General features: G+C 74.5%; 21 protein-coding genes. 9 read left to right on the top strand and 12 right to left on the bottom strand.

The annotated features are described in order from the left end of the window. Positions 1 to 15: 15 nt before the first annotated feature. Positions 16 to 1,176, top strand: a complete 1,161-nt coding sequence (locus tag OO57_RS07065; protein ID WP_033251437.1) for an Mrp/NBP35 family ATP-binding protein — start codon at positions 16 to 18, stop codon at positions 1,174 to 1,176. Positions 1,177 to 1,235: 59 nt separating this feature from the next. Here OO57_RS07065 and OO57_RS07060 read toward each other — a convergent pair whose 3' ends face one another. Next, the gene (locus OO57_RS07060; protein WP_033251436.1) at positions 1,236 to 1,466 is read right to left on the bottom strand and encodes a hypothetical protein; all 231 of its coding nucleotides are present in this window, start codon (positions 1,464 to 1,466) and stop codon (positions 1,236 to 1,238) included. A 109-nt stretch (positions 1,467 to 1,575) separates the two neighbouring features. Between OO57_RS07060 and OO57_RS07055 the strand changes: the two genes are divergently transcribed. Beyond that, the gene (locus OO57_RS07055; RefSeq protein ID WP_158715044.1) at positions 1,576 to 1,935 is read left to right on the top strand and encodes a hypothetical protein; all 360 of its coding nucleotides are present in this window, start codon (positions 1,576 to 1,578) and stop codon (positions 1,933 to 1,935) included. Positions 1,936 to 1,948: 13 nt separating this feature from the next. Here OO57_RS07055 and OO57_RS07050 read toward each other — a convergent pair whose 3' ends face one another. From OO57_RS07050 to sigE, 4 genes are all read right to left on the bottom strand, one after another. Further along, positions 1,949 to 2,602 (bottom strand): hypothetical protein, encoded by a 654-nt coding sequence (locus OO57_RS07050; RefSeq protein ID WP_033251434.1) that lies wholly within the window; start codon positions 2,600 to 2,602, stop codon positions 1,949 to 1,951. 223 nt (positions 2,603 to 2,825) lie between these two features. Beyond that, a complete protein-coding gene (locus tag OO57_RS07045) occupies positions 2,826 to 3,248 on the bottom strand; it encodes a sec-independent translocase (RefSeq protein WP_033251433.1) in 423 nt (140 codons plus the stop codon). A gap of 132 nt (positions 3,249 to 3,380) precedes the next feature. Continuing rightward, on the bottom strand, positions 3,381 to 4,244 hold the full coding sequence (locus tag OO57_RS07040) for an anti-sigma factor family protein (protein WP_051776784.1): 864 nt from the start codon (positions 4,242 to 4,244) through the stop codon (positions 3,381 to 3,383). Then, complete coding sequence (gene sigE / locus OO57_RS07035; RefSeq protein WP_081973511.1) at positions 4,241 to 4,948, bottom strand: RNA polymerase sigma factor SigE; 708 nt, start codon at positions 4,946 to 4,948, stop codon at positions 4,241 to 4,243. Before sigE ends, OO57_RS07040 begins: the two co-directional genes overlap by 4 nt. A gap of 247 nt (positions 4,949 to 5,195) precedes the next feature. Between sigE and OO57_RS07030 the strand changes: the two genes are divergently transcribed. After that, positions 5,196 to 5,870, top strand: a complete 675-nt coding sequence (locus tag OO57_RS07030) for an O-methyltransferase (protein ID WP_376053228.1) — start codon at positions 5,196 to 5,198, stop codon at positions 5,868 to 5,870. A 125-nt stretch (positions 5,871 to 5,995) separates the two neighbouring features. Here OO57_RS07030 and OO57_RS40755 read toward each other — a convergent pair whose 3' ends face one another. Further along, a complete protein-coding gene (locus tag OO57_RS40755; protein ID WP_014137929.1) occupies positions 5,996 to 6,163 on the bottom strand; it encodes a DUF3117 domain-containing protein in 168 nt (55 codons plus the stop codon). 292 nt (positions 6,164 to 6,455) lie between these two features. Between OO57_RS40755 and OO57_RS07025 the strand changes: the two genes are divergently transcribed. Further along, positions 6,456 to 7,256, top strand: a complete 801-nt coding sequence (locus tag OO57_RS07025; RefSeq protein ID WP_033251432.1) for an enoyl-CoA hydratase/isomerase family protein — start codon at positions 6,456 to 6,458, stop codon at positions 7,254 to 7,256. A gap of 169 nt (positions 7,257 to 7,425) precedes the next feature. On the opposite strand, the gene OO57_RS07020 is transcribed toward OO57_RS07025, so the two are convergent. Next, positions 7,426 to 7,998, bottom strand: coding sequence for a DNA-3-methyladenine glycosylase I (locus OO57_RS07020; RefSeq protein ID WP_033251431.1), 573 nt, complete (start codon positions 7,996 to 7,998; stop codon positions 7,426 to 7,428). Continuing rightward, entirely contained in the window at positions 7,995 to 8,489 is a 495-nt protein-coding gene (locus tag OO57_RS44605; protein ID WP_063737510.1) for a DivIVA domain-containing protein, read from the bottom strand. Before OO57_RS44605 ends, OO57_RS07020 begins: the two co-directional genes overlap by 4 nt. Positions 8,490 to 8,672: 183 nt before the next feature. Between OO57_RS44605 and folP the strand changes: the two genes are divergently transcribed. After that, complete coding sequence (gene folP, locus OO57_RS07010) at positions 8,673 to 9,485, top strand: dihydropteroate synthase (RefSeq protein ID WP_051776812.1); 813 nt, start codon at positions 8,673 to 8,675, stop codon at positions 9,483 to 9,485. A gap of 33 nt (positions 9,486 to 9,518) precedes the next feature. Here folP and OO57_RS07005 read toward each other — a convergent pair whose 3' ends face one another. Continuing rightward, positions 9,519 to 10,301, bottom strand: coding sequence for a TIGR00730 family Rossman fold protein (locus OO57_RS07005; RefSeq protein WP_033251429.1), 783 nt, complete (start codon positions 10,299 to 10,301; stop codon positions 9,519 to 9,521). A 101-nt stretch (positions 10,302 to 10,402) separates the two neighbouring features. Further along, a complete protein-coding gene (dapE, locus tag OO57_RS07000; RefSeq protein ID WP_033251428.1) occupies positions 10,403 to 11,476 on the bottom strand; it encodes a succinyl-diaminopimelate desuccinylase in 1,074 nt (357 codons plus the stop codon). Positions 11,477 to 11,660: 184 nt separating this feature from the next. Between dapE and OO57_RS06995 the strand changes: the two genes are divergently transcribed. Together OO57_RS06995 and OO57_RS47170 are read left to right on the top strand one after the other, a co-directional pair. Next, on the top strand, positions 11,661 to 12,614 hold the full coding sequence (locus OO57_RS06995; RefSeq protein ID WP_033251427.1) for a hypothetical protein: 954 nt from the start codon (positions 11,661 to 11,663) through the stop codon (positions 12,612 to 12,614). A gap of 426 nt (positions 12,615 to 13,040) precedes the next feature. Continuing rightward, positions 13,041 to 13,766 carry a hypothetical protein gene (locus OO57_RS47170; protein WP_051776780.1) on the top strand — a complete coding sequence of 242 codons (726 nt, stop codon included), beginning with the start codon at positions 13,041 to 13,043 and terminating at the stop codon, positions 13,764 to 13,766. Positions 13,767 to 13,930: 164 nt separating this feature from the next. Here the strand turns inward: OO57_RS47170 and dapC are convergent, their stop codons facing one another. Continuing rightward, positions 13,931 to 15,076: a succinyldiaminopimelate transaminase gene (dapC, locus tag OO57_RS06985; RefSeq protein ID WP_051776778.1), complete on the bottom strand. Its 1,146-nt coding sequence runs from the start codon at positions 15,074 to 15,076 to the stop codon at positions 13,931 to 13,933. Positions 15,077 to 15,098: 22 nt separating this feature from the next. Further along, positions 15,099 to 15,425 (bottom strand): ferredoxin, encoded by a 327-nt coding sequence (gene fdxA, locus OO57_RS06980; protein ID WP_030459925.1) that lies wholly within the window; start codon positions 15,423 to 15,425, stop codon positions 15,099 to 15,101. A 127-nt stretch (positions 15,426 to 15,552) separates the two neighbouring features. Between fdxA and OO57_RS06975 the strand changes: the two genes are divergently transcribed. Then, a complete protein-coding gene (locus OO57_RS06975) occupies positions 15,553 to 16,560 on the top strand; it encodes a GNAT family N-acetyltransferase (protein ID WP_033251426.1) in 1,008 nt (335 codons plus the stop codon). Positions 16,561 to 16,609: 49 nt separating this feature from the next. Further along, positions 16,610 to 17,479: a transglutaminase-like domain-containing protein gene (locus OO57_RS06970; RefSeq protein WP_033251425.1), complete on the top strand. Its 870-nt coding sequence runs from the start codon at positions 16,610 to 16,612 to the stop codon at positions 17,477 to 17,479. Positions 17,480 to 17,574: the final 95 nt, after the last annotated feature.

Raw genomic sequence — 17,574 nt, 5'->3', positions numbered from 1 at the left:
CCGTACCATCAACACATGGCGAACGAGACAGAGGTGGCGGCCGGGGCGACGGAGCAGTCCGTCCGGGAAGCCCTGGCGACCGTGCACGACCCGGAGATCAACCGCCCGATCACCGAGATCGGCATGGTGAAGTCCGTCGAGATCGGCGACGGCGGCTCGGTGAAGGTCGCGGTGTACCTCACCGTCTCCGGCTGTCCGATGCGCGAGACGATCACCCAGCGGGTCACCGACGCGGTGTCCGCCGTTCCCGGCGTCTCCGGCGTCTCCGTCGAGCTCGACGTGATGAGCGAGGAGCAGCGCCGCGAACTCTCCACCCTGCTGCGCGGCGGCGCCCCCGAGCGGGAGATCCCGTTCGCCAAGCCCGGCACCCTGACCCGGGTCTACGCGGTGGCCTCCGGCAAGGGCGGCGTCGGCAAGTCCTCGGTGACGGTCAACCTGGCGGCGGCGCTCGCCGCGGACGGCCTGAAGGTCGCCGTGGTGGACGCCGACATCTACGGCCACAGCGTGCCCCGGATGCTGGGCGTCGAGGGCCGGCCGACCCAGGTGCAGGACATGATCATGCCGCCGTCGGCGAACGGCGTGAAGGTCATCTCGATCGGCATGTTCACCCCCGGCAACGCCCCGGTCGTCTGGCGCGGCCCGATGCTGCACCGCGCCCTCCAGCAGTTCCTCGCCGACGTCTACTGGGGCGACCTCGACGTCCTCCTGCTCGACCTGCCGCCCGGCACCGGCGACATCGCCATCTCGGTCGCGCAGCTCGTCCCCAACGCCGAGATCCTGATCGTCACCACCCCGCAGATGGCCGCCGCCGAGGTCGCCGAGCGGGCCGGCACCATCGCCCTGCAGACCCACCAGAAGATCGTCGGCGTCATCGAGAACATGTCGGGCATGCCCTGCCCGCACTGCGACGAGATGATCGACGTCTTCGGCACCGGCGGCGGCCAGACCGTCGCCGACGCCCTCACCCGCACCGTCGGCGCCACCGTCCCCGTCCTCGGCTCCATCCCGATCGACGTCCGCCTCCGCGAGGGCGGCGACGACGGCCGCCCGGTCGTCCTCTCCAACCCCGACTCCCCGGCCGGCGCCGCCCTCCGCACCATCGCCGGCAAGCTCTCCGGCCGCCAGCGCGGCCTCTCGGGCCTCTCGCTGGGCCTGACCCCGAAGAACAAGTTCTGACGGACCCCGACACGACGGACGGCCCCGGGCACCACGCCCGGGGCCGTTCGCGTGCGCGGTCACTCCGGGCTGCGGGCGGGCGGTCCGGCGGTGATCGCGGCGGCCTGGGCGGCGGCGTGGTGGGGTGCGGGGCAGCCGGGGTGGGTGCGGATCGCGGCGGCGAGCGCGAGCAGGGCCTCGACCTGGGCGAAGGAGGCGGCCTGTTCGGCGGTGAACCTGCCGTTGTAGCGACGGTGGGCCTCGGTCAGCAGTTGCCTGGCCGCGCCGACGTGGATGTCGTAGTTGTCCATCGTCCGTCCCCCTCAGGTCGTGTGGGGCCCACCGTAGCGGCTGCCGGGGCGGCGGAGGTCCGCGCGGCGGGTGGCGGAACCGGGAGGGCCGACGGGGTGTCCACAGGGTGTGGACGGACGACGGAACACGGGGTGCCTGGCGGCGGTGCTGCTGGTGCCGGGGGCGCTGCTGGTGCTGCTCAGCGCGGGTTTCACCATGGAGCTGGAGGACCCGCTGTTCGTGGGCCTGCGCGACAACACCTCCGGGATCGCGGCGGCGGTGCTGGCCCTGGGCCTGCTGCTGGTGGTGACCGGGGCCGTGGTCGGCCTGCTCGGCCGCGGCCGCGGGAGCCGGATCGCGGTGGTGGCCGTGGCGGTGCCGCTACTGGCCTTCGGGGCCTGGCGGGCGACGGTGCTGGCCCCGATGCTGGACTGCAGCGGCAGCCTGATCGCCCGGCAGGACGACGGCTCGTACGAGTGCTACGGGTGAGGCGCGGCAAGCGCTACCGGCCGTCGTACGCCCCGAGGTCGGCGACGGTGGTGAAGCCGACGCCGTACGCGGACACCGAGCGGCCGTAGGCGCCGATCAGGACGCCGGGGGCCTCGCCGGCCAGCACCCAGCCGTGCTCGGACTCGCGGTAGCGGAAGGGCTGCGGGAGGCCGTTGACGGGCAGGGTGAGGGCGGACCAGGCGGGGCCGTCGAGGTCGTCGGCCAGGTCCCACGCGAGGGCGGACTGCTGGTCGAGCCAGTTCTGCCGCAGGGTGCGGTCGAGGTTGCCGGGCCAGGTCGCGGCCAGCAGGCCGGAGCCGGCCAGCCAGGCGGCGGAGGAGGCGGAGGTGGCCTCCAGGGTGCCGGTGTTGTCGGCGCTGCGGCGGACGTCGCGGCGGGCGACGGTGACGACCACGGCGAAGCGGCGGGCGTCGCGCGGCTCGGGGCCGCGGGCGGGCTCGTCGCCGTGGCCGAGGGTGCCGTAGTCCGGGGTCCGGTCGCCGTCGGCGGCGGTGCGCTGGCCGGTGCCGACCTGGCCGAGCCAGCGGCGCCCGGTCCAGCCCTCGTCGAGGCCGTACCAGGGGAAGTCGGCCGCGTGGTAGCCGGCCAGCGGGTCGGCGGCGCGGCGGGCGGCGGGGGCGCTTCCCGTACGGTGCGTGACGTCCACTGCGGGCCTCTCCTCTGCTGTGCTCCCCGGGCGCTCCATGGTCGCGCACCCGGGCCCCCGCGTCCGGTAGACCGGGCCGGACGCGGCCGGTCGTGACGGAGCCCGCAGGGCCCGCCGTCCGGAGGGGCAGTGGACACGATAGCGGCGCGGACGGCGATGCCCCGCCTTGCCGGAGCAGGGCGGGGCGTCGGGGGTGCCTGGCGGGGCGGGAGGGCCCCGGGGATCAGGTCGCGTCGGGGTCGAACGGGGGGCGTTCGCCCGCGGCCAGGGCCGGGCCCGCGCTCGCGGCGGTCGCGGCCTTGGAGAAGTCCACCGAGGCGGTGGGCGTCGGGGTGCGGTCGCCGTTCAGCGCGGACTTGATGTCGACGCTGTCCTTGAGGTCCTTGAGCCCGAGCGGGTCGTCGCCGTCGCCGATCAGCTGCTTGCGGACGAAGGTCTTCGGGTTGAGGTCCTCGAAGTCGAAGTTCTGGAACTCCGGACCGAGTTCGCTCCGGATGTCCTCCTTCGCGTTGTCCGCGAAGGAGCGGACCTTGCGGATGAAGCCCATCGTGTCCTGGATCAGCTTGGGGAGCTTGTCCGGGCCGAAGATCACGATGGCCATGACGATGATCGCCACGACCTCCAGTCCGCCTATGTCTCCGAACACCTGAACTCCCAGCACCCGACAACGCTGAACCAAGGGTAAACGCGGGCTGCCGCTCCCCCGGCCCCCGGAGGATGAAACCGTGGTAAAGACCACCCGGGTGACCGGCGTCGACGGCGTGCCGGTGAAGGCAGGCTAGCGCAGGAGCTGCCGCGGGTCACCGGTGGGCGTGGGCGTCGTGTCCAGTTGGTAGCGGGCGCGCAGCGGGTACTCCTGCACGTCCACCGGCTGCTGGGCGTTGACCGGGACGATCGCCCCGCCGACCGGGGTGACGCTGGTGGGCTGCCGGGTGGTGCCCTGGCCCGCGGTGACGCCGCCGACCCCGCCGAGGGTGACGGCCGCGACCGAGAACGCCCCGGCGGCGGCGAACACCAGGCGGCGGCCGCGCGCGGCGGCCGGCCGGACGGTGGGCAGCTCGCCCAGCGCGGCGGCCAGCGGGCGCGGCAGTGCGTCCGCCCCGGGGCGCGGCAGCGCGGCGGGACGGGTGCCGAACAGGCCGGCCCGCGGGTCGATGCCGGGTATCGGCGCGTCCGCGCCGAGCGCGCCCCCGCCGAAGCCCGCGCCCCGGCCGAAGGTGCCGCCGGTGAGCCGGCTGCCGCCGAACACTCCGCCGGACCCCGACGGTCCGTCAGGGCCCGGCTCCTCCTCGGGCAGCGCGGCGACCGCCATGAGTCTCGCCATCAGGGCCGCCGACGGGCCGGGCGCGGCGGCCTCGCTGAGCGCGCGCTTGACCGACCGGGCCTGCTCGGCCTCGGCCAGGCAGTCCGGGCAGGTCGCCAGGTGGGCCTGGACCCGCTCGCGGGCGTCGTGGCCCAGCTCGCCGTCCAGGTAGGCGGAGAGCCGGTCTCCCAGGTGGTGCTCCTCGGCCTGCGGCTCGACCGGACGGACCGCCAGCGGGCGCAGCTCGGCGCTCGCCGGGGCCTGTTCGGCCCGGCGCAGCGGCGCCCAGCGCGGACGGCCGGCGGCCGTGTCCGCGCGCTCGGGGGCGCGATCGCTCATGACCCCCTCCGGTCGCTGACGGCCTGCTCGGCGCCGACCGGCACGGGCTCGGCGGAGCCGCCCCGGCGCGAACGGCCCGCGGCGGCGTTCGGCGCCCGGTGCTTGAGGGCTGCACGCAGGTGCGAGCGGCCGCGGTGGATCCGGCTGCGGACGGTGCCGAGCTTCACGCCGAGCGTCGCGGCGATCTCCTCGTACGAGAGGCCCTCGATGTCGCAGAGCACCACGGCGGCCCGGAACTCCGGCGCGAGGGTGTCCAGCGCCTGCTGGACGTCCGCGTCGAAGTGGGTGTCGCTGAAGTGCTGGGCGGGGCTGGGCTCGCGGCTGGCCAGGCGCTCCGCCGCGTCCTCGGCGAGGGCGTCGAAGCGGATCCGCTGGCGGCGGCGCACCATGTCCAGGAACAGGTTGGTGGTGATCCGGTGCAGCCAGCCCTCGAAGGTGCCGGGGGTGTACGTGGACAGCGAGCGGAACACCCGGACGAAGACCTCCTGGGTGAGGTCCTCCGCGTCGTGCTGGTTGCCCGTCAGCCGGTACGCCAGGCGGTAGACGCGGACGCTGTGCGCCTCGACGATCTCCTCCCAGCTGGGCGGCGTCCAGCTCTGCGCGTCGGGCCCCTCCGCGAAGGACGCGAGCGTGCCGGCGGCCCCGGCCACCGAGTCGTCGGCTGCGGTCGACTTGTCCAGGGGGGAGTGCACAGACTGGTTCATCACGGGCTTCGGCGTACGGATCGACGTGAGGCCGCGGGGGTGCCGCTGCACAGGGACGTCGCCCTCGGCCACACCTCCTCGGTCGGCTCTTCTGCCCAGCAGAGCCACCACCATATCCACCTCACCCGTCAAGCCAGGATAAGAGCCGTCGAACAGCGACCGCCCCGGACGGCCCGGCCGCCCGTAGCAGTTCAACGGCCAGCCGTCGAACGCGGTTCCCGGGCGGCCAGTAGTCTGTCGCTGGAATTTGTCGACTTGGGTCGGCAACGGCGCTCCGGAAGAGGCAGCCATCACCGAGTTCGGGCCCCAGCGAGCGGCCCTCGCCGACACCTACGTCGGCGAGGACGCGGTGCTGACCTACGCCCGGGCCCAGTCGGCCCGCACCGGCATACGCGCGATCGGCCCCAGCGGCGGCGCCGCCCTGCGGCTGCTCGCCGCCGCCCTCGACGCCAAGGCCGTGGTCGAGGTCGGCACCGGCACCGGCGTCTCCGGCGTCTACCTGCTGCGCGGCATGCGCGCCGACGGGGTGCTCACCACCGTCGACTCCGAGCCGGTCCGCCAGCAGTACGCCCGCGAGGCGTACCGGGCCGCCGGGTTCACCGGCAACCGGGCCCGCTGCATCCCCGGCCGCGCCCGGGACGTGCTGCCCCGGCTCGCCGACGGCCAGTACGACCTGGTGTTCTGCGACGGCGACCCGGCCGACTCCCGGTTCCACCTCACCGAGGCGCTGCGCCTGCTGCGGCCGCGCGGCGTGGTCTGCTTCGAGGGCGTCTTCCAGGAGGGCCGGCTCGCCGAGCCCGAGCTCGACGACCCGCAGACCCGCGCGGTGCGCGACCTGGTCGCCGACATCCGGGAGAGCGACACCCTGCTGCCCGCGCTGCTGCCGGTCTCCGACGGGCTGCTCTGCGCCGTCAAGCGCTGAGCCCTCCGGCTCCCGCGGCTCCCGGCCGGGCGGACGCGGAACGGGCCCGGCCCCCGAGGTGGGGGGCCGGGCCCGTCGAGCACCTCGCGGATGAGACCGGGAGGTGCGGGGTCACTACCTGCAGATCAGCCGCAGGCCTTCTTGAGGGCCTCGCCCAGAGCGTCCGCCTCGTCCGGCGTCAGCTCCACCACCAGGCGCCCGCCCCCTTCGAGCGGAACTCGCATGATGATGCCCCGCCCCTCTTTGGTGACCTCCAGCGGGCCGTCACCCGTCCGCGGCTTCATGGCCGCCATGCTCGTTCCCCTTCCTGCAACCGTTCAGGTACGCACCGGACGGTCCGTCCACCGCCGGTATCGAACGCATTGATCGGAAGCCATTATCCCGCATGCGACCGCTGGATGACCAACATCACTCTCTGCGCCAACCCGCCCCAACCAGCCGCAAGGCGCCGATTACCTGCCGAAAGCCGCATCCCGCCGCACTCCGACACGCCCGCCGGAGGTGCGGCACCTCACACTCCCCCGCCCGGCCGCGAACCGGCATGCTGGCCCACGACAGCCACCGCGACCCGGGGAGCCCTCACCCATGTCCGACACCGTGCGCTACGAGCGCGACGGCGCCCTCGCCGTCCTCACCATCGACCGCGCCGACGCCATGAACGCCCTCGACGTCCCCACCAAGGTCGCCCTCCGGGACGCCGTCGCCACCGCCGCGGCCGACCCCGCGGTCCGGGCCGTGCTGCTCACCGGCGCGGGCGGCAAGGCGTTCTGCGTCGGGCAGGACCTCAAGGAGCACGTCGGCCTGCTCCAGCAGCAGCGCGAGACCGGCGAGGGCGCCCTGCGCACCGTCGCCGAGCACTACAACCCGCTGGTCCGCGCCCTGGCCGGGATGCGCAAGCCCACCGTCGCCGCCGTCAACGGCGTCGCCGCGGGCGCCGGGGCCTCGCTCGCCTTCGCCTGCGACTTCCGGATCCTCGCCGACACCGCGGGCTTCAACACCTCCTTCGCGGGCGTCGCCCTCACCGCCGACTCCGGCGCCTCCTGGACGCTCCCCCGGCTGGTCGGCCACGCCCGCGCCACCGAGCTCCTGATGCTCCCCCGCACCGTCCGCGCCGACGAGGCCCTCACCCTCGGCCTCGCCACCCGCGTCGTCCCCGCCGCCGAACTCGCCGCCACTGCCCGCGAGTTCGCCCTCACCCTGGCCAACGGTCCGACCGTCGCCTACGGCGCGATCAAGGAGTCCCTCGCCTACGCCGCCTCGCACTCCCTGGACGAACTCCTCGACAAGGAGGACGAACTCCAGACCCTGGCCGGCGAGAGCGAGGACCACCGCATCGCCGTCGACGCCTTCCTCACCAAGCAGAAGCCCGACTTCGTCGGCCGCTAGCCGCTCCCGCGGGGGCCCCTCCCCGGCGGACCCCCACGCCCCGGCGATGCCAAGGGCCGCGCTCGCCTCCCCCGCCCCGCCGGGGGCGCGGGGAACTGCGCGCAGGGGGACGGCACGCGGCCGGGTCCGCGGACGGCGGGCGGGGGGTGCCCCGGCGGGGCTCCCGGCGCTACCTCGCGTGGCAGTCCGCCAGGTGGTCGTTCACCAGCCCGCACGCCTGCATCAGTGCGTACGCGGTCGTCGGCCCGACGAAGCGGAAGCCCGCGCGCTTGAGGGACTTGGCGAGGGCGGTCGACTCCGGGGTGACCGCCGGGACGTCCGCCAGGGTGAGCGGGGCGGGACGGGCGGCCGGGTCGGGGGCGTGGCTCCAGACCAGGGCGTCGAGTTCGCCGTCGGCGAGCGTGCGGGCGGCCTTCGCGTTGGCGATGGTGGCGAGGACCTTGGCGCGGTTGCGGATGATGCCGGTGTCGTTCAGCAGCCGTTCGACGTCGGTGTCGTCGAACTGCGCGACCGCCGCGGTGTCGAAGCCCCGGAAGGCCGCCCGGAAGCCCTCCCGGCGGCGCAGGATGGTGATCCAGGACAGGCCGGACTGGAAGGCCTCCAGGGTGATCCGCTCGAACAGGGCCCGGTCGCCGTGGACCGGGCGCCCCCATTCGGTGTCGTGGTAGGCCCGGTAGTCCTCGGCCGAGTCGCCCCAGCCGCAGCGCCGCAGTCCGTCGGCCCCGAGGACCGCCCCCGTCACGCGCGGTCGCTCTTCTCGTGCCGCCCGGTCTCCGCGTCCGCCTTCGCGTCCTCGTCCTCGTTCTCGTCCTCGTCCGCGCCGGAGGAGACGACGTCGGTGACCTCGGTGACCACGGGCCCCTGCGGCTCCTTCTCCAGGACGGCGGTGAAGGACTCCAGGCCGGGCAGCGGTTCGCCGCCGGCGGTGGCGGTGCTCTCCACCGAGCCGCGGACCACGCCGACGGCCTCCAGTTCGGCGATCCGGGCGTCGCGGAGGGCGAGTTCCGCGCCGAGGCGGTCGAGCACGTCGTCGACCTCGTCCATCCGGTAGCCGCGCAGCGCCATCGGGAGGCGGAGGTCGTCCACGTCGGTGCGGCTGAGGGCGCGGTCCTGCGGGAGGCGCACGGCGAGCCGGTCGTGCTCGGCCTCCGGCAGCGTCCCGCCGCCGCCCAGGGCCACCACTGCGGCGCCACCGACCACCAGGGCCATCGCGATCACGATCACCACGAACACGAGCTGTCCTCCGTCAGTTCCCGGCAGTTCCCGGTCGGCTTCGGCCCGCCCGCGGGAGCTACGGTGGGATCATGGTCCCCGTACAGGCCGGGGCCCATCATTGCACCCGGGAGCGCTGAGGAGGAGACACCGGTGGCACTACGCCTCGGCACGCGGGAGTTCGGCCCGGACGAGCTGGTCGTCATGGCGATCGTCAACCGCACCCCGGACTCGTTCTTCGACCGGGGGGCGACCTTCGCGGACGAGGCGGCGTTCGCGGCCGCGGACCGGGCGGTGGCGGAGGGCGCGGCGATCCTGGACATCGGCGGGGTGAAGGCCGGTCCGGGCGAAGAGGTCACCGTGGAGGAGGAGTTGCGCCGCACGGTGCCGTTCGTGGCGGAGCTGCGCAAGCGCCACCCGGACGCGGTGATCAGCGTGGACACCTGGCGGCACGAGGTCGGCGAGGCGGTCTGCGAGGTCGGCGCGGACCTGCTGAACGACGCCTGGGGCGGCTTCGACCCGAAGCTCGCGGAGGTCGCGGCCCGGCACGGCGCGGGCCTGGTGTGCACGCACGCGGGCGGCGCGGAGCCGCGCACCCGCCCGCACCGGGTGGGGTACGAGGACGTGATGGCGGACATCCTGGCGGTGACCGTCGGCCTGGCCGAGCGGGCGCTCGAACTGGGCGTGCGCCGCGACGGGTTGATCATCGACCCGGGGCACGACTTCGGGAAGAACACCCGGCACTCGCTGGAGGCGACCCGGCGGCTGCCGGAGATGACCGCGACCGGTTTCCCGGTGCTGGTCTCGCTCTCCAACAAGGACTTCGTCGGCGAGACCCTGGACAAGCCGGTGGACGAGCGGCTGCTCGGCACCCTGGCCACCACGGCGGTCTCGGCCTGGCTGGGCGCGCAGGTCTACCGGGTGCACCAGGTCGCCGAGACCCGCCAGGTGCTGGACATGGTGGCCTCGATCCGCGGCACCCGTCCCCCGGCGGTGGCCCGCCGGGGACTGGCCTGAGCCGGAGCCGGAGCCCGGGCTCCGGCCGCGGCGCTACGCGGGGGTGCCCTTCGGCCCCCGCGCGGCGTCCAGCACCTTCAGGACCTCTGCCACGTCGTCGGTGACGTGGAACAGTTCGAGGTCGGCGGGGTTGGCCTTGCCCTGGGCGACCAGGGTCGACTTGAGCCACTCCACCAGCCCGCCCCAGTAGGCGCTGCCGAACAGGACCACCGGGAAGCGGGTGACCTTCTTCGTCTGCACCAGGGTGAGCGCCTCGAACAGCTCGTCCAGGGTGCCGAGGCCGCCGGGCAGCACCACGAAGCCCTGGGCGTACTTCACGAACATCGTCTTGCGGACGAAGAAGTACCGGAAGTTGAGGCCCAGGTCGACGTACTCGTTGAGGCCCTGCTCGAAGGGCAGCTCGATGCCCAGGCCGACGCTCAGCCCGCCCGCCTCGGTGGCGCCCTTGTTGGCGGCCTCCATCGCGCCGGGGCCGCCGCCGGTGATCACCGCGTAGCCGGCCTCGGCGAGGGCCCGGCCGATCTCCACCCCGGCCTCGTACTCGGGCGAGCCGACCGGCGTCCGGGCGGAGCCGAACACGCTGATGGCGGTGGGGAGTTCGGCCAGGGCGCCGAAGCCCTCGACGAACTCCGAGGTGATCCGCAGCACCCGCCACGGGTCGGTGTGCAACCAGTCGGTGGGCCCGGTGGTGTCCAGCAGCCGCTGGTCGGTCGTACTCGTCTCGACCTGGTCGCGCCGCAGCAGGACGGGGCCCTTGCGCTTCTCGGGCCACGGCTTCTTCGGCCGGCGGACGGGGTCATCTCCGTTGGCTGTCATGACGAAACCCTACGCCTGACGAGGCACGATCCGGGGTAAATAACGGCCGTCGCACAGACGGGAGTCGGGCGAACCGCACCCGACTCCCGGCCCCTCCCCCGCTACCGGGTGAGCCAGTCCCGCAGCCGCTGCTCGACCTCGGCGATCGCGCTCAGCGAGCAGTGCTCCTCGCGCTTGTGCGCCAGGTTCGGGTCGCCGGGGCCGTAGTTGACGGCGGGGACGCCGTGGGCGGAGAACCGGGCCACGTCCGTCCAGCCGAACTTGGCCCGGGGCTCGCCGCCGATCGCGGCCAGGAAGTCCCGGGCGGCGGGCAGGCCGAGGCCGGGCAGGGCGGCGGGCGAGGCGTCGGCGACGTCGACCTGGTAGCCCTCGAAGACCTCGCGCAGGTGCTCCTCGGCCTGCTCCAGGGTGCGGTCGGGGGCGAACCGGAAGGCGACGTGGATCTTGCACTCGTCGGGGATGACGTTCCCGGCGACGCCGCCGTCGATCCGGGTCGCGTTCAGGCCCTCGCGGTACTCCAGGCCGTCGATCTCCACCCGGCGCGGCCGGTACTCGGCCAGCCGCCGCAGCACCTCCGCGGCCTTGTGGATGGCGTTCTCGCCGAGCCAGCTGCGGGCCGCGTGGGCGCGGACGCCGGTGAGCGTGACGTCGACGCGCAGGCTGCCCTGGCAGCCGCCCTCGACGACGGCGCCGCTGGGCTCCATCAGGACCGCGAAGTCGCCCGCCAGCCAGTCGGGGTGGAGCGCGAACAGGTGGCCGAGGCCGTTGCGGTGGGCCTCCACCTCCTCGCAGTCGTAGAAGACGTAGGTGACGTCCCGGTTGGCCTCGGTGAGGGTGGCGGCGAGGCGCAGCTGCACGGCGACGCCGGACTTCATGTCGGAGGTGCCGCAGCCGTAGAGCAGGTCGCCCTCGACGTGCGAGGGCACGTTGTCGGCGATCGGCACGGTGTCCAGGTGCCCGGCGAGCACCACCCGCTCGTCCCGGCCGAAGTGGGTGCGGGCGACCACGTTGTTGCCGTACCGGTCGACGGTGAGGTGCGGCAGGGCCCGGAGCGCGGCCTCGACGGCGTCCGCGAGGGCGGTCTCCTCGCCGCTGACGGACGGGAAGTCGACGAGGCGGGCGGTCAGCGTTCCGCCGTCGAGGAAGAGGTCGAGGGGCGCGTTCGGGCTGCTCATGGCGGCCACCCTATCGATAAGGTGCGGCTCCGCCGGTAAGGTCGGCGGCCCGCCGGACCCCCTCCGCGGACGGCCGCGCAACCGGGCGGACCCGTACGGCCGTCCGAGCGGTTACGGTGTCCGCGAACAGCGCGCGCCGGGCCGGGACCGATGCGACGCGATCAGCCACAGAGAGGGGCCACCCGTGACCGAGGACGCCGAGTACGACGCGCAGCGCCGGCGGCGGCCGTGGCGGCGGGTGCTGGTCGGGGTGGTCGCGCTGTCGGTGGTGGGCGGCCTGGTGGTCTGGCTGAACCGGGACAAGATCACGCCCCCCGACGAGGGCTGCACGGTCACCACCGCGGCGGGCAGCGGCACCCTGGAGCTCCCGGCGGCGGCCAACGCGGCCACCATCACGGCGGTCGCGATGTCGCGCGGCCTGCCGGAACGGGCGGTGACCATCTCGCTGGCGACGGCCATCCAGGAGTCGAAGCTGCGCAACCTGGAGGGCGGCGACCGGGACTCGGTCGGCTTGTTCCAGCAGCGCCCCTCGCAGGGCTGGGGCACGATCGAGCAGATCATGGACCCGGTGTACGCGACCAACAAGTTCCTGGACGCGCTGGTGAAGGTCAACGGGTACGCGCAGATGCCGCTGACCGACGCCGCCCAGCAGGTGCAGCGCAGCGGCTACCCGCAGGCGTACGCCAAGCACGAGAACAACGCGACGCTGCTGGCCACGGTGCTGACCGGCCGCGAGCCCGCCTCGCTGGACTGCGTGGTGCACCAGCTGCCGGACCCGCACCCGACCGACCGGGCCGAGCCCGTTCCGGACGCGGCGAACCTCTCGGATCGGGTGCGCCGGGAGTTCGGCAAGGCGGTGACGGCGGCGGGCGCCGAGAAGCCGGCCAAGGACCCGCGCGAGGTGCTGGCGCTCACCCCGCAGCCGACCGCGAGCACCGCGGGCGCGGGCGGGCCGGGCCAGACCGGCTGGGCGCTGGCGCACTGGTCGGTGGCGCAGGCGGCGGAGCTGGGCATCGGGCAGGTCGCGTACGACGGCAAGGTGTGGCGGGTGGACAAGCCCGGCGAGGGGTGGAAGCCGCTGGCGGGCGCGCCGTCCGACCGGGTGCTGGTGACGCTGGGCGCGCCGGTCAAGAAGTGACGCCGGGGCGCGGGGCGCGGGGCGCGGGGCGCGGGCCGCGGGGACGGCTGAGCGGCTACGGGGCTGCGGGGCTGCGGGGCTGCGGGGCCCGACGGTGCGTTGACGCACTGGTGCGCGGGTGACCGTCCACCGGGTGAATCGCGTCAACTCCCGCTGACGGCGGGCCCGTCGGCGGGCGCGCCCGGAGCGGTGTGCCGACGGGCGCCCGAAGGCGCGGCCCACAAGGGAAGTGACGGTTCTCCGGGAACCGCCGTCCGGCCGATACTTCCGCAATGCCCGAAAAAGGATCGTCCGATCTTTACCAACCCTTGACCTTGACCGGCCGAAACCTTCCCGGTGCTCTTGCGGTCATACACGTCGCCCGCCGGGCGGAGCGCCCCGCGCCCCGGCCCCGGCGGACCGTCGACCTCACCTCTTAGGAGCACCATGTCCTTCCCCCTCACGCGCCGGATCGCCCAGGCCGCGCTGCTCGTCGCCGCCACCGCGGCGCCGCTCGCAGCCGCGGCGGGCGCCGCCTCCGCCACCGAGGTGGTGCCGCAGACCGACCTGGGCGCCGGCGTGACCAAGCTGGCCGACGTCCCCAACTCGGGCGACGCGGTGCAGGGGGCCACCCACGAGCTGGGCCACGTGGTCGGCACCACCGGCGCCGCGACCCTCGCGGCGGGCGGCCCGGCGGCCGCCGACGCGGCCGGCAACACCGTCGCGCACAACCTGCCGTCCACCGACGACGCGCTCGGCAAGCTCGGCCCGGTCGGCAAGGCCGGCCAGCTGACCGGCTCGCTGGGGACGCTCAGCGACAAGGTCGCCCCCGCGGTCGAGGAGAAGGTCGCCCCGGCGGTCACCGAGAAGGTCCTCCCCGCCACCGACCGGGCCACCGCCACCCCGCTGGCCACCGTCGCCCGCGGCCTGCCCACCGACAAGCTCACCCAGGGCCTGCCCGCCGCCGACAAGCTCGGCCCGGTCACCGGCGCCCTCCACTCCCTCCCGGTCGCGGGCACCGTGGAGGGCCTGACCGAGCACGAGTCCGCCAACCGCCTCGGCGGCATGCCCGGCCTCGGCGGCGACAGCCCGCTCGGCGGCCTGACCGGCGCCCTCGGCCCGGTCGGCGGCCTGCTCGGCGGCATCCAGGGCGGCGGCCTGCCGATCGGCTGACGCGTCACGCATGACGACTCACGCATGACGACTCACGCATGACGACTCACGCATGACGACTCACGCATGACGACTCACGCATGACGGAGGGGGCGAGCCTTTCGGCCCGCCCCCTCCGTCGTGTCCGCGCGTCTCGTACCGCGCGGCACCAGCACCGGCCGGCGCTACCGCTTGAGCCGCTCCACCGCCGAGGCCACCCGCTCGTCGGTGGCGGTGAACGCCACCCGCACGAAGCGTTCGCCCGCCGGGCCGTAGAAGTCGCCGGGCGCCACCAGGATGCCCAGCTCGGCGAGTTCGGCCACGGTCTCCCAGCACGGCTTGTCCTGGGTCGCCCACAGGTACAGGCTCGCCTCGGAGTGCTCGATCCGGAACCCGTACGCCTCCAGCGCGGCCCGCAGGGCGCTGCGCCGCTGGGCGTACCGGGCCCGCTGCTCGGCGACGTGCGCGTCGTCGGCGAGCGCGGCCGCGGTGGCCGCCTGCACCGGCGCGGGCACGATCATGCCGCCGTGCTTGCGGATCTCCAGCAGCTCGCGGACCACCACCGGGTCACCGGCCACGAAGGAGGCCCGGTAGCCCGCCAGGTTGGAGCGCTTGGACAGCGAGTGCACGGCCAGCAGGCCCTCGTGCGAGCCGCCGCAGACCGAGGGGTGCAGCACCGACACGGGCTCGGCCTCCCAGCCGAGCTCCAGGTAGCACTCGTCGCTGACCAGCAGCACCCGGTGCTCCCGGGCCCAGGCGACGGCGCGGCGCAGCTCGGCCGCGTCCAGCACCCGCCCGGTGGGGTTGGACGGCGAGTTCAGCCACAGCAGCCGGACCTTCGAGCCGTCCAGCTCCGCGACGTCCTCGTACGCGACCGGTTCGGCGCCGCAGAGCAGCGCGCCGACCTCGTACGTGGGGTAGGCCAGCTTCGGGTAGGCGACCTGGTCGCCGGGGCCGAGGCCGAGCTGGCCGGGCAGCCAGGCAACCAGTTCCTTGGAGCCGACGGTCGGCAGGACGGCCTCGGGGCCGATCTCGGCGCCGCAGCGGCGGCCCAGCCAGCCGGCGATCGCGTCGCGCAGCGACAGCGGGCCCCACACGGTGGGGTAGCCGGGCGTGTCGGTGTGCGCGGCCAGCGCCTGCCGGATCAGCTCGGGCACCGGGTCCACCGGGGTGCCGACGGAGAAGTCGCAGAGCCCGTCCGGGTGCGCCTGGGCGGTGCGCTTGTACGGTTCGAGCTTGTCCCACGGGAAGACCGGCAGGCGGTCGGAGACGCGGCGCGCCGCCCCCGGGTGTCCCGGGAGCGGCGCGTGCGTGCTGTCGTTGGTGCTCACAGCGTGGATGCCACCGATCGGCTCAGTGTTCGGCGTTCTGCGGCGGCAGCGCGGCGATGAACGGGTGGTCACGCTCGATCAGGCCGAGCTTGGAGGCGCCGCCGGGCGAGCCCAGGTCGTCGAAGAACTCGACGTTCGCCTTGTAGTAGTCCTTCCACTCCTCCGGGGTGTCGTCCTCGTAGAAGATCGCCTCGACCGGGCAGACCGGTTCGCAGGCACCACAGTCCACGCACTCGTCCGGGTGGATGTAGAGGGAGCGCTCGCCCTCGTAGATGCAGTCCACGGGGCACTCTTCGATGCACGCCTTGTCCTTGACGTCGACACAAGGCTGCGCGATGACGTAGGTCACGCTGTCGTTCCTCCTCGGAAGGGCTGCCGCCCTACTGTTTACTCGGTCGCGCTTTGCGCGCGGCGTCGTCGATGCCCGCCCCTAGTATCGCGGGTCGGGGGGCGCAAATGCACAGGAGGTGCGGTTGATGGTCGGCCCGGAGCCGTGGAAGGCCCGTCCGGAGGTCCGGATGGACCCGTCTGACGTGGGACGACGCGTGTCGGTCCGGCGTGTCGACGGTGTGGCGGACGGCCGTCCGGTGTTCCGCGATGTGGTCGGCGTGCTCACCTCGTGGGACGGCGACGGGTTGACGGTCGCGCCGCGCACCGGTGCGCCGGTGCGCTTCGCGGCCGAACTGCTGGTGGCGGGCAAGCCCGTTCCGGCGTTCCCGGCCCGCCGCGCCGCCGCGCCCGCCGTCGCCCCGCTCGACCTCCAGCGGACCGCCGCCCGTTCCTGGCCCGCCGTCGAGCAGGAGCAGTTGGGCGAGTGGACGCTGCGCGCCTCGTCCGGGTTCACCCGCCGGGCCAACTCGGTGCAGGCGCTGGGCGATCCGGGCCTGCCGCTGCCCGCGGCGCTGGAGCGGGTGCGCGAGTGGTACGCGGCCCGTTCGCTGCCCGCGTACGTCGAGGTGGTCTCCCCCGGTTCGCCGCCCGCGCTGGCCGCCGAACTGGACCGGCTCGGCGCGGCCCTCGCCCCGACCCTGGTGCGCACCGCCCCGCTCGGTGGGCTGGCCCGTGCCGGGCGCCCCGCGGACGTCCGGCTGGCCCGCAGCGCCGGGCCCGAGTGGCTGGCGCTGTACCGCCGGGTGGGCGGCGACCCCGCTCTGGAGGCGGCCGCGACCGCGGTGCTGCACGGCGGCCCCTCGGTCTGGTTCGCCCGGGTCGAGGGCCCGGGCGGCGCCCCGCTGGCCATCGGCCGGCTCGCCGTCGACGGCCCGTGGGCCTGCTTCGGCGCCGTGGAGGTCGCCCCGGCCGCCCGCCGCCGCGGCCTGGCCACCGCCGTGATGGCCGCGCTCGCCGCCCGCGCCGCCGAGGAGGGCGCCACCGGCGCCTACCTGCAGGTGGAGGCCGAGAACGGGGGCGCGATCGCCCTGTACGACGGGCTGGGCTTCACGACCAGTCACACTTACCACTACGCCCGCCTTCCCCAGCGGTAGCGTGCACCACCTGAAGTGAGCCACGACCGCTGCTGAACCGAAGGCCGCAGTGACCGAGCAGAGCAGAACCCGCTTCCGCACCGAAGCCCGGGGCGAGCACCCCGACCCGGTGCTGCTGTGCCTGCTCGCCGCCGCCGAGCACACCCTCGGCGATCCCGGCGACAGTGCCGAACAGCCGTCCCTGGAGGAACTCCTGACGGCCTGCCAGGCCGCCCTGGACCGGCACGCCGCGGCCATCCGCCAGGCGGTCGCCGAACGCCGCCCGAACGGCCCGGAGGAGACCGCCGCGCTGCTCGCGGCGGTGCTCGGCGGCCGCGAGCGCTTCCACGGCCGCCAGTCCGACTACCTCCGGCTGGAGTCCTCGCTGCTGCCGGAGGTGCTGCGCCGCCGCCGCGGGCTGCCGATCATGCTCTCGCTGGTCTGGCAGGCGGTGGCCGCCCGGGCCGGCCTGACCGTGCACGGCATCGCGCTGCCCGGCCACTTCATCGTCGCGGTCGGCGACCCGGCGGGCGGCGACGAGTACGTCCTCGCGGACCCGTTCCACGGCGGCCGGCTCCTCGACGTCCCCGACGTCGAGCGCCTGGTCGCCGCCTCCGGCCACCGCTTCTCCGCCGAACTCCTCACCCCTGCGCAGCCCTTGGACACCGTGCTGCGCGTCCTCGGCAACATCCGCCGCTGGGCCGCCGACCGCCCCGAACACGCCCGCACCCAGCTCTGGGCCGCCGAGCTCGCCCTGCTGCTGCCCCGCCACCCCGCCCAACTCCGGCTGGAGCGCGCTGAGTTGCTCGTCAAGACCGGCGACTTCCTGGCCGGTGCGGCCGAGATGGACGCCTACGCGACCATCCTCGACGCCTTCGACCCGGAGAGCGCGGCGAAGGTCCGCCTGGAGGCGAGGTCGGCCCGCCACCGCCTCAACTAGATGATTGATGCGAAGGGCTTGCTGGCACGCATGAGATGAAGCGAGGGAGTCCAAAGGTCGGTTGTGACGCCTGACCTGGACTCCCTCGCGACCGC

This window comes from Kitasatospora phosalacinea, from assembly GCF_000717185.1.
Taxonomy (GTDB): Bacteria; Actinomycetota; Actinomycetes; order Streptomycetales; family Streptomycetaceae; genus Kitasatospora; species Kitasatospora phosalacinea_A.
This window is presented reverse-complemented; position numbering and strand designations above follow the sequence as displayed.

Excerpts from the sequence above, each read along its gene's own strand:
- OO57_RS07065 (WP_033251437.1), top strand. The coding sequence starts at position 16 with ATGGCGAACGAGACAGAGGTGGCGGCCGGGGCGACGGAGCAGTCCGTC.
- OO57_RS07060 (WP_033251436.1), bottom strand. The coding sequence starts at position 1,466 with ATGGACAACTACGACATCCACGTCGGCGCGGCCAGGCAACTGCTGACC.
- OO57_RS07040 (WP_051776784.1), bottom strand. The coding sequence starts at position 4,244 with ATGAGCGATCGCGCCCCCGAGCGCGCGGACACGGCCGCCGGCCGTCCG.
- sigE (WP_081973511.1), bottom strand. The coding sequence starts at position 4,948 with ATGAACCAGTCTGTGCACTCCCCCCTGGACAAGTCGACCGCAGCCGAC.
- OO57_RS40755 (WP_014137929.1), bottom strand. The coding sequence starts at position 6,163 with ATGGCGGCCATGAAGCCGCGGACGGGTGACGGCCCGCTGGAGGTCACC.
- OO57_RS07025 (WP_033251432.1), top strand. The coding sequence starts at position 6,456 with ATGTCCGACACCGTGCGCTACGAGCGCGACGGCGCCCTCGCCGTCCTC.
- folP (WP_051776812.1), top strand. The coding sequence starts at position 8,673 with ATGGCGATCGTCAACCGCACCCCGGACTCGTTCTTCGACCGGGGGGCG.
- OO57_RS07005 (WP_033251429.1), bottom strand. The coding sequence starts at position 10,301 with ATGACAGCCAACGGAGATGACCCCGTCCGCCGGCCGAAGAAGCCGTGG.
- dapE (WP_033251428.1), bottom strand. The coding sequence starts at position 11,476 with ATGAGCAGCCCGAACGCGCCCCTCGACCTCTTCCTCGACGGCGGAACG.
- OO57_RS47170 (WP_051776780.1), top strand. The coding sequence starts at position 13,041 with ATGTCCTTCCCCCTCACGCGCCGGATCGCCCAGGCCGCGCTGCTCGTC.
- OO57_RS06975 (WP_033251426.1), top strand. The coding sequence starts at position 15,553 with ATGGTCGGCCCGGAGCCGTGGAAGGCCCGTCCGGAGGTCCGGATGGAC.